Origin of the sequence: Streptomyces sp. NPDC048191, assembly GCF_040652655.1 — a bacterium.
In the GTDB taxonomy this organism is placed as follows: Bacteria; Actinomycetota; Actinomycetes; order Streptomycetales; family Streptomycetaceae; genus Streptomyces.
Window position 1 is genome coordinate 68,165 of sequence record NZ_JBEZMO010000019.1, and the last position, 10,520, is coordinate 78,684.

The window sequence follows — 10,520 nt, forward strand, 5'->3', positions numbered from 1 at the left end:
TGACCGGTTCCACGGACTCGACGACCAGTGGCATGGGAGAAGCGTTTGATCACGGCACGTAAGCGACGCACCGGACTGATGGCTACGGCGGGCGCCCTCGGCGGCGTACTCGCCCTCACGGCCCTCGGCGGTACCAGCAACGCTGCCACCAGCGGCAACGGCACCGGGGACCACCCGAAACCGCAGACGCAGGCGGATCAGGCGGGTGCCCAGGACGCTTCCGACGCCCGAATAACGATCACGCCCGGGCAAGGTGCCTACGCCGTCGGGATCAACGGCCCCGTCGCGGTCACCGTCAGCGACGGCAAGCTCACCAAGGTGACCATGACCGCCGTCGCGACCGGCACCGAGATCCCGGGCACCCTGTCCGCGGACGGCACGTCCTGGAAGCCGGACGGCCGGCTGGAGCGGGCCACCAGGTACCAGGTCGCCGCGGAGGCCGAGGACGCCAAGGGCCGTGCCGTCACCGGGAACGCCACGATCACCACGGTCTCCCCGGCCAACGACTTCATCGGCCACCTCTCCCCCGAGGACGGCTCGACCGTCGGCGTGGGCATGCCGGTGACGTTCGACTTCGACAAGGCGATCGGCGACAAGGCCGCCGTGCAGTCGGAGATCCAGGTCAGCTCCAGCAGCGGCCAGCGGGTCGTCGGTCACTGGTTCAACGACCACCGCCTGGACTTCCGGCCCGAGAACTACTGGAAGCCCGGCTCCACGGTCACCGTCGAGCTCACCCGCCACGGCATCCGGAAGACGGTCACGTTCAAGATCGGCCGGAGCCAGATCAGCACCGTCGACGCCAGGACGAAGCAGATGACCGTCGTACGGGACGGCAAGACGATCAAGACCGTCCCGATCTCGTCCGGCAGCCCCGAGCACCCGACGTACAACGGCCGGATGGTCATCTCCGAGAAGTACCGGCAGATCCACATGAACGGTGCGAGCGTCGGCCTCAAGAAGAAGGACGGCAAGCCCGCGTACGACATCGGCGCCGTACCGCACGCCATGCGCCTGACCGACTCGGGCACGTTCATCCACGGCAACTACTGGGGTGCCGACTCGGTCTTCGGCAAGGTCAACACCAGCCACGGCTGCGTGGGCCTGAAGGACGTCAAGGGCGGCGGCGACGCCAGGCAGCCCGCCGCGTGGTTCTTCGACCACTCGATGACCGGTGACGTCGTGATCGTCAAGAACTCCGAGGACAAGACCGCGCTGGCCCCGGACAACGGCCTCAGCGACTGGAACATGCCGTGGAGCGAGTGGGTCGCGGGCAGCGCGACGCCGTGACCCCCTGAGGCGACCGCTTATCGGTTTGCCGCCGGCCGGTCCGGCCGGATAGGAAGCCTGCATGCTCAAAGGCGGCAAGGTCGGGCTCAGGGCCCGGCATGAGGACGACATCCCGGTCCTGCGGGCCGAGCTCTACGACGACGTGGTCAACTCCTCGCGGGCCGAAAGCGGGCCGTGGCGGCCGGTCACGCCCGGCTCGAAGGATCCGCGGCTCGTGGTGGACGACAAGGACCAGGGGCACGTCCCGTTCTCCGTGGTGGAGTTGGAGGGCGGCACCCTGGTCGGCACCGCGTCACTGTGGGGCATCGACAACCACAACCGGTCCGCGCACATCGGGCTGGGGTTGCTGCCGTCCTCCCGCGGCAAGGGCTACGGCACCGACGTGGTCGCGGTGCTGTGCCACTACGGTTTCGTCGTGCGCGGCCTGCAGCGGCTGCAGATCGAGACGCTGTCGGACAACGCCGCGATGCTGCGCTCCGCCGAGCGCAACGGCTTCGTCCGCGAGGGCGTGCTGCGCTCCTCGGCCTGGGTGATGGGCGAGTTCCTGGACGAGGTGCTGCTCGGACTCCTCGTCCGGGACTGGAAGGCCGGCCCGAAGGTCTAGCCTGCCGGCCGGGAGACGACTGCCGCCGCCTGCGCGGACGCCACACTCCTTGCGATTGTGAGGATGCTGTGGGTGGCGGGGGAAACGGCTTTCCCGCTCCAGGAGCCCTCCCTACGCTCCGGTTCACATGACAACAGAACACGCGCAGCACTCCCAGGAGAACGCCGGACACTCCCGCAGACGCTTCCTGGCCGCCGCCGGGGCGACGGTCGCCGGTGGGGCGGTCGCGGCCACCGCCTTATGGCCCGCCGGCACCGCCGCGGCCGCGTCGTCCGGCAAACGCGTCGCTGTCCTCGGCGGCGGCGTCTCCGGCCTCAGCGCCGCCCATGAACTCGCCGAACGGGGCTACGCCGTCACCGTCTACGAGTACTACGACGCCCTCGGTGGCAAGGCCCGCTCCATGGACGTCCCCGGCACGGCCGCCGGCGGTCGCGCACCGCTGCCCGCAGAGCACGGCTTCCGTTTCTTCCCCGGCTTCTACCGGAACCTGCCGGACACCATGCGGCGCATCCCCTTCCCGGGCAATGCCGGCGGCGTCCACGACAACCTGCGCAGCGGAACCGAGGCGCTGTTCGCGCGCGGCTCCGGCCGCCCGGACCTGCACTTCCCCCTGCGCCGGGTCACCACCCCGCCCGCGCCCGGTGACATCACCCCGGCCTGGCTGCGCGACCAGATCCTGTCCGTCCTCGACCTCGGCACCCGGCTGCCCGCCCATGAGGCGGCGTACTTCGCCGACCGTGTGCTGGTCCACCTCACCAGCTGCGACGCCCGCCGTGAGGACCAGTGGGAGAAGACCCCGTGGTGGGACTTCATCCGGGCCGGCGAGATGAGCGCCGAGTACCAGGTGCTCCTCGGCATCGGCCAGACCCGCAACCTGGTCGCCACCCGTGCGGAGATCGCCTCCACGCGCACGGTCGGCCGCGTCATCATCGAGGCGCTGCTCCTGTGGGGCCTGCTCGGCCGGGGCATGGACGGCGACGCGGACGTCGACCGGGTCCTCGACGCCCCGACGAGCGAGGCCTGGATCGATCCCTGGGAACGGTGTCTGCGCTCACTCGGCGTCGAGTTCGTGCTCGGCACGGAGGTCCGGGAGGTGCTGTACGAGGGCGGCCGCGTGACCGGTGTCCGGGTCGCGCCCCGAGACGGCGGCCCCGAGCGCACGGTCACCGCCGACCACTACGTCTCGGCGATGCCCGTGGAACACGCCCGCGCCACCTGGGGCCGGGCCCTGCGCGCGGCCGACCCGCAACTCGGCCGGTGCGACGCGCTGAAGACGGACTGGATGACCGGCGTGATGTTCTATCTGCGCACGCCCACCCCCGTCGTGCACGGGCACATCAACTGCCTCGACTCGCCCTGGGCGGTGACCGGCATCGGGCAGTCCCAGTTCTGGGACGTGCGGGACTTCTCGCGCGACTACGGGGACGGACGGGCCCATGAATGCCTGTCCACGATCATCTCCGAATGGGACAAGCCCGGGATCCTGTACGGCAAGACCGCCCGCGAGTGCACCAAGGACGAGATCGTCGCCGAACTCTGGGCCCAGCTGAAGGACGCATTGAACGACTCCGGCAAGACGACCCTCACCGACGAGGACCGACTCGGCTGGTTCATGGACCCGGCCGTGACGGGTCTCGGCGGCCCCGACCCGCGCAACCGCGAGCAGCTCCTCATCCACCCCACGGGCACCCTCTACAACCGGCCCTCGGCCCGCACCAGGGTGCCGAACTTCTTCCTCGCCGGCGACTACGTCCGTACGGACGTGGACCTGGCGACGATGGAGGGCGCCAACGAGTCCGCACGCCGGGCGGTCAACGCGCTTCTGGACGCGGACGGTTCGGGTGCCGAGCGGTGCCGCGTCTGGGAGCTGTTCCGTCCTCCGGAGCTGGAGCCCCTGAAGCGGGTCGACGAGGTGCGCCATCGTCTGGGGCTGCCCAACACCTTCGACCTGGGATGAGACCTCACGAAAACCGCGGGCCCCGCGGCAGACCCGGTTGCTAGCATCGGCTCCATGATCACGCCCTTGCCTCAGCACCGGATGATGCCCCGTCGACGGGGCTGCTGAGCATGGACGCGTGAGACATCCGAGGCCCCGGGGACGGGGCCTCGACATGGTGTGACAGCGGGCCCGTCTCCCTGACAGGAGGAGGTTCGCGATGACCGCACCCCGCCACTACATCACCACCACGATCCCGTACGTCAACGCCCGCCCGCACCTGGGCTTCGCCCTGGAGCTCGTGCAGGCGGACACGCTGGCGCGGCACCGCCGCCTTCGAGGCGATGACGTCCGCCTGCTGAGCGGCACCGACGACAACTCGCTCAAGAACGTGCTCGCCGCCGAGGCCGAGGGCATCGACGTACAGGCTCTGGTCGACCGGAACGCCGAGCAGTTCGCCGCGCTGCGCGGTCCGCTGACGCTGTCACTGGACGACTTCATCCGCACCAGCCGCGACCCCCGCCACCGCGTCGGCGTAGAGCGGCTGTGGCGTCGGTGCGCTGCGGCGGGAGACCTGTACCGCAAGCACTACGAGGGTCTGTACTGCGTCGGCTGCGAGCAGTTCTACACCGAGGACGAGCTGGTCGACGGGCGCTGTGCCGAGCACGGAAGCACACCGCAGCGCGTCGCCGAGGTGAACTGGTTCTTCCGGCTCTCCCGGTACGCCGGCCGGCTCCACGAGCTGATCACGGACGGCACCCTGCGCATCGAACCCGCCGCCCGGCGCAACGAGGTCCTCGCCCTGATCGCGGGCGGGCTGCACGACTTCTCCGTCTCCCGCTCGCACACCCGCGCCCGCGGCTGGGGCATCCCCGTGCCCGACGACCCTTCCCAGGTCGTCTACGTGTGGTGGGACGCGCTCGGCAACTACGTCACCAGCCTCGGCTACGGCAGCGACGAGGAGGCGTACGAGAGGTGGTGGGTGACCAGCGAGCGCCGTATCCACCTGGCCGGCAAGGGCGTGGTGCGCTTCCACGCCGTGTACTGGCCGGCGATGCTGCTGTCGGCGGGTCTGCCGCTGCCCACCGACATCCTGGTCCACGACTACCTCACGGTCGACGGCCGCAAGATCAGCAAGTCCGGCGGGGTCAGTGTCGATCCGGTCACGCTCGCCGCGGCGTGGGGAACCGACGCGGTGCGCTGGTGGCTGCTCAGGGAGGTCCCGAGGGTCGGTGACGCGGACTTCACCACAGAGCGGCTGATCGCCCGCGCCGACGCGGACTTCGCCGGCGGGCTGGGCAACCTCGTGCACCGCATCGTGACGATGGTCCACCGCTACCGCGGCGGGGAGGTGCCCGCGCTCGGTGCCGACCGGTTCGCAGTGGCGACGCTGCTGGACGCGTGCGGGGAGGCGCCCGCCCGGATCGACGCCGCGCTGGCCGCCTTCGACTTCCGCCGCGCCACGGCCGCCGCCTGGAACATCGTGGAGGAGGCCAACCGCTGCATCGACACCACCCGGCCCTGGGAACTGGCCCGGGCGGAACGCCACGGCAACGCCGACGCCGCGGAACGCCTCGACGCGGTCCTCGCCGCGCTGGTCAGCGCGTGCCGGGTCCTGGCCGTGGAGCTGCGCCCCTTCATCCCCGGGTCCGCCGCGCGAATCGAGGACCAGGTGACACCGGTGAACGGAGTCCTGCCGACCGCGACCCCGCTCTTCCGCCGCATCCAGGAGGCCCCACGGCAGGCATGACGTGCCCGCGGGCCGCAGCACCGGAACGCGACGAGGACCGCGACCGTCGGGTCGAGGCCGCCCGTGTCGGCGTCGCCATGGCAGCGCCGGCCTGCTCGTCCCGGGGCGGGTGAAGGTCCGGGACGTCCCGGGAGAACGTCACTTCGTCGACGGTTTCCGCAGATCGCAGGCCGGGACGTCCCGCAATCACCCCACATCTGCTCAGCCGCTCGACGCCGCGGATCGCGGCCTGCAACCTCGGTGACGCAAGCGAGCGGCGCCGGTCGCGCCGCCCCACCACGGCCAGGAAGGTGAACCTTGAAGGCACGCAACAGCATCGCCGCCGCAGCCGCGATCGCCGCTCTCACACTCGGGGGAGGAGCCGTCCTCTCCAGCTCGGCACAGGCTCATCAGCAACGCACGTCGGCAGCGACCCCAGCAGCGGCGGACAGCCCACTCGGCGCGCCGAGGACGTTGCCCGGCGGAGCCCTGTCCCCGGCAGCTCCGGACACCGGCAGCCAGGACAGGAAACCGGCCGGCAGCTGGCTCGGGAAGTGCCACCCGTACCACAAGGCCGGCACGAACTGGGCCGGTGGATGGTGCGACGGCAACGGTCCCAACTGGCAGTACTGGGGCTACGTCAACTGCTCCGGCAACACCCGCTACTTCGGGCCCCACCGCTGGGCGGGCGACCGGCGCGGCTCCTACGCCGCATGCCCGGCGGGCCGGTCCTACAAGTCCGGTGGTGTCTACTCCGGCTGGGTCCGGTAACCGCGCCGTCCGACAGCGGCACGACAGCGGTGCCGCCGATGCCGGAAATGAGCGGCAGGGTCCCCGTGGTACGCGGTACGGTGCGCCGATGTCAGCGATCAAGAACTTCCAAGTCACCTTCGACTGCGCAGAACCTGAGCGCCTGGCTCGTTTCTGGTGCGAGGTCCTGGGGTACGTCGTACCGTCGCCGCCGGAGGGGTTCACCACCTGGGAGGATTTCAACCGCACCCTGCCTCCTGAGAAGCAGGGTGCGTGGTCCGCCTGCAGTGATCCCTCAGGTGTGGGTCCGCGCCTGTTCTTCCAGCGCGTCCCCGAAGGCAAGATCGTCAAGAATCGGGTGCATCTCGACGTCCGGGTCGGCACCGGGCTCGTGGGGGACGAGCGCCTCGCCACGCTCGAAGCCGAGTGCGCACGACTGGTCGCGCTCGGTGCGACCCACGTGCGAACGCTGTATGCCGATGAGGAGAACGAATCGTGCATCCCCATGCTGGACATCGAGGGCAACGAATTCTGTATCGACTGACCTCGTCACCGGTCACCCACCGCGACGGCACACCGGCGTCGACCGTCACCGCCGTCCGCCGAGAAAATCGAGGATGTGACCGAAGACGTCCAGGGCGGCGCCCCGGCCGAGGAATGTGTCCAGGTGGCCGTAGCCGGGGATCTCGGTGTAGGTCACGTCCAACTGGGGCTGGCGGCGGGCGAGTACGTCGTGGCAGAGGCGCTGGGAGTCCAGCCACAGGCCGTTCTCGCTGCCCGCGAGGAGCAGCACGGGCGTGTCGATGCGGCCGGCCGCGTCCAGCGCGTTGGGCGGCAGGGCGCGGTAGCGGTGGTCGGTGTCGTGCCAGCGGACCACGCTGCGGGCCAGTTCGATGCGGCGCAGGTGGGGCAGGATCCACAGGGGCGCGGGGCCGAGGAGGTCGGCGAGGCGGGCGTGGGTGGTCTCGGAGAGGTTCTCGTGCCGGAAGAGCGAGGCGCCGGTGCCCCAGGCGGAGTTGTGCAGGATCTGGCAGGTCGGGTCCGGGCAGCTCGCCTTCCGTGACGCCAGTGCGAACAGCGGGGTGTACTTCGACCACAGGCCCACCTTGCGGAAGTCGACCGGGATGTGGTCGATCCGCGTCTTCAGCAGCTCCCCCGCCAGCGACATCCGCAGCGAGGTGCGGCCGGCCAGCTTCGGCGTCAGGAACACGCCCTGGGACACCACGCCGGCGAGGCCCGGCACCAGTCCCGCCGCCATGCTCAGGGACAGCGTGAGCGAGCCGATGCAGTGCGCGACCACGAACAGCGGGCGGTCGCCGATGCGTTCGCGGACACGGGCGACGGCTGCGGGGATGTCGTACAGGGCCACGTCGTCGTACGTGTACCTCTGGCCGGTCTCGTTGTACGGCAGCCGGCAGCTGCCCCGCCAGTCCAGCAGCCAGGGCTCGTAGCCGTCGTCGAGGAGGACGTCGACCAGATTGCGGGTCTCCGGCAGCAGGAACATGTCGGCGGACGCGGTGTGTCCGTGCAGGAGCAGCACGGCGGGGCGATCCGTGGCACCCGTGTCGACGCGGGTCAGGCCGAGGCGGACGCCGTCGTCCGCCCGGAAGGGGATCTCCTCGACGCGGGCCGGGTCGAGACGGTGGTGGAGCGGGCGCAGGGCCGCGGTGGTCCTGACCCGGCGCAGCGCCGGCCGGGTCGGGCGCGAGGTGGTCGTCCTGAAGATCATCGGTGGTGCTCCGTGAGGGTCGGGGTGCGGCGCAGGTCGAGCAGGTCCGCGGCGGCGCGGGCGAAGGGGCCGAGCAGGCCTCGGCCCGTCTCCAGGCCGAACCAGGCGAGCCAGGTCAGCTTGGCGGCCCGCTTCTCCTGGCTGGTCAGACGCGGGTCGACCTTGATGCCGTCGATCTGGTCGCGGACGTAGGAGTCCGCGGGCACCACGACCTCGCCCTCCAGGCTCGCCACCTCGCCCTCCCGGCCGATCCGCACGGTCAGCGTGCGGGTCTGCCGCCACAGGTCGCGGCGGGCCCGGGCGTACTTGTGGCCCTCCAGCCACCAGTGGCCGCCGTCGGCGTCGCGCAACCGGAGCCGGTAGCGCAGGAGTTGGTGCCTGAGCCCGTGCTGCTGCGGGATCCCCTCCTCGGGGCGGATCCATACGTCGCCGCGCTCGACGGTCAGCGGATCGGGATGTACGGCGGCGCAGACGACCTCGCCGGTCACGTCCACCCGGCGCTCCTTCACCAGCTGGTACATGCTCGCGATGGAGAGGGTGAGCGCCATGGAGCAGGGGCTGTCGGCGGGGGCGCCCACCGGTCCCACGCTGCCCTGTGTCGTCTCCGGGAACCACAGGTAGGGCTGGTCGTCCTTGTGCGGCAGCCGGGCGAGGCCGTCCTCGGCGAGCCGCTCGAAGGTCCTCAGCTGGGCCTGCGCGTCGTAGCGGGCCGCGGGCGGCAGCCCCAGCGCCGCGACCAGCGCGGCGGTGCGTGCGCCTTCCGCCGCCGGGCCCTTCAGGGTCGCCTCGCACAGCTTGAGGGCGGTGGGACTCTGCAACACCCTGGACAGGAAGGCGAGTTCGGGGACCGGTTCGGCCGCCAGACGGGCCAGGGCGTCGGTGCGCCACTCGTCCCAGTCCTGGACGCGCACGTGCATGCCGCCGAGCGCCATGTCGCGTACGACGTCGTCGAGGGTGTTGGGCACGCCGCTGAGGTTGTAGTCGTAGCCCCAGGCGTCGGGCTCGCAGATCGCGGCGACGGCGACCCGGCTCACCCAGTCCACCGGGGCCGCGTTCAGGTGGCGGAAGGCGGGTACGGTGCGGAAGCGGCCGAAGGCCGAGATCAGGCCGCTGCTGAGGTCCTGCGGGTTGTAGGCGCCGGTCTTCGTGTGGCCGCCGATGCCGCCGGGGCGCAGCGCGGTGACGACCAGGCCGTGGTCGCGGGCACGGCGCAGGGCGACCTCGGCGGCCCACTTCGACTGGTCGTAGCCCGAGATGAGCCGGTCGGCGTGGGCGAGCGGGTCGTCCTCGCCCATGGAGGTGATGCCGACCTCGTTGAAGACGGCGATCGAGGAGATGTGGTGCAGCGGCTTGGGCCGGCCGGTGGCCGCGAGCTCGGCGAGGGTGAGCGCGCCGAGGACGTTGCTCGCCCGCAGCGACTGGTAGCCGCGCAGGAAGTCCACGGCCGCGGCCACGCCGACGACGCTGTCCAGTTCGTGGGCCAGCGTGTGCCACAGGTCGTCGGACAGGCCGAGCCGCGGTCGCCGGATGTCGCCGGGCAGCACGGTCACCCGGCGCCGCACCTCCGACGACCAGGGCAGCCGGTAGCTCTTCAGCGCCTCGCCGAGCCGGGCGACGGCCGCCTCCTCGTCGTCCGCGCGCACCAGGCAATGGACGTGCGCGTCGCTGTGCCGGAGCAGGTCGAGCAGCATGTGACCGCCGAGGAAGCCGGTGGCGCCGGTCAGCAGGATCCGGCGGGGCGGCAGCGGCTCGGGCACGTCGGCGAACGGCAGGCGGTCGGCGAGGGCCAGGTCGGCGAGGATCTGGTCGAGGTCCTCGCGGCGGGCCCTGGAATACCGGTCGTCGCCGTTGCCGGCACGGGGGCGGAGCGCCGGTGGGGTACGCGGAGTCGCCGTCGGAAGGGTGTGCGGGGCCGGGGCCGGAGGAGCGGCCGCCGCGGCGAGCGGAAGCGTGCCGGGGGCGGTGTCCGCGACAGTGCCGGCGGACGGCGAAAGCGCGCCCGGAGGCACACTCGCGGTCGGGGCCGACGGATCGCTGCCGGGGGCGGGCCCCGGAGTGCCTGCGGGCACGGCGGGCGCGGCGGCCTCGCGCGACGCTTCGGCCCCGGTCGCCTCCAGCCAGCGCCGCGCGAGGCTGATCGGACGGGCGTCGGCGAACACCTCGTCCAGATCGAACTCGATGCCCAGCTCGCCCTCCAGCTCCGCGACGAGCTCCACGGCGTGCACGGACGTGCCCCCCGCGTCGAAGAAGTCGGCGTCGGGCGGCAGGTGTCCCGCGGGCAGGTAGCGGCCCGCCGCGGCGGCGATGGCCGCGGCCACCTCGGCCACGTCCCGGACCGGCGGGGCGCCGGTGGCGCCGGGGTCCGCACCGGTGGCGGCCTGCATCACCCTGGTCAGCAGGTCGTCCACGCCGAGCCCACCGCCACCGCGCTCGATCGCCTCGGCGGTCGCCCGCTGCCCGGAGTCCTCCGTCACGTCACGCATGA

General features: G+C 71.7%; 8 protein-coding genes. 6 read left to right on the top strand and 2 right to left on the bottom strand.

What is annotated here, in order from left to right; translation table 11 throughout:
* The first annotated feature begins 78 nt into the window (after positions 1-78).
* The 6 genes from AB0D93_RS27675 to AB0D93_RS27700 all read left to right on the top strand — a co-directional run bounded on the left by AB0D93_RS27675 (position 79) and on the right by AB0D93_RS27700 (position 6,850).
* Positions 79-1,287: an Ig-like domain-containing protein gene (locus AB0D93_RS27675; RefSeq protein ID WP_362124683.1), complete on the top strand. Its 1,209-nt coding sequence runs from the start codon at positions 79-81 to the stop codon at positions 1,285-1,287.
* A gap of 61 nt (positions 1,288-1,348) precedes the next feature.
* A complete protein-coding gene (locus tag AB0D93_RS27680; RefSeq protein ID WP_362124530.1) occupies positions 1,349-1,891 on the top strand; it encodes a GNAT family protein in 543 nt (180 codons plus the stop codon).
* 127 nt (positions 1,892-2,018) lie between these two features.
* Positions 2,019-3,848, top strand: coding sequence for an FAD-dependent oxidoreductase (locus AB0D93_RS27685; protein ID WP_362124533.1), 1,830 nt, complete (start codon positions 2,019-2,021; stop codon positions 3,846-3,848).
* Positions 3,849-4,047: 199 nt separating this feature from the next.
* Positions 4,048-5,577 (top strand): methionine--tRNA ligase, encoded by a 1,530-nt coding sequence (locus AB0D93_RS27690; protein ID WP_362124536.1) that lies wholly within the window; start codon positions 4,048-4,050, stop codon positions 5,575-5,577.
* Between the two features lie 297 nt (positions 5,578-5,874).
* Entirely contained in the window at positions 5,875-6,327 is a 453-nt protein-coding gene (locus tag AB0D93_RS27695) for a hypothetical protein (protein ID WP_362124539.1), read from the top strand.
* An 88-nt stretch (positions 6,328-6,415) separates the two neighbouring features.
* Positions 6,416-6,850 (top strand): VOC family protein, encoded by a 435-nt coding sequence (locus AB0D93_RS27700; protein WP_362124542.1) that lies wholly within the window; start codon positions 6,416-6,418, stop codon positions 6,848-6,850.
* Between the two features lie 45 nt (positions 6,851-6,895).
* On the opposite strand, the gene AB0D93_RS27705 is transcribed toward AB0D93_RS27700, so the two are convergent.
* Together AB0D93_RS27705 and AB0D93_RS27710 are read right to left on the bottom strand one after the other, a co-directional pair.
* Positions 6,896-8,035 carry an alpha/beta fold hydrolase gene (locus AB0D93_RS27705; RefSeq protein ID WP_362124545.1) on the bottom strand — a complete coding sequence of 380 codons (1,140 nt, stop codon included), beginning with the start codon at positions 8,033-8,035 and terminating at the stop codon, positions 6,896-6,898.
* Positions 8,032-10,518, bottom strand: coding sequence for a thioester reductase domain-containing protein (locus AB0D93_RS27710; protein ID WP_362124549.1), 2,487 nt, complete (start codon positions 10,516-10,518; stop codon positions 8,032-8,034). The genes AB0D93_RS27705 and AB0D93_RS27710 overlap by 4 nt, the downstream gene beginning before the upstream one ends.
* Positions 10,519-10,520 lie beyond the last annotated feature (2 nt).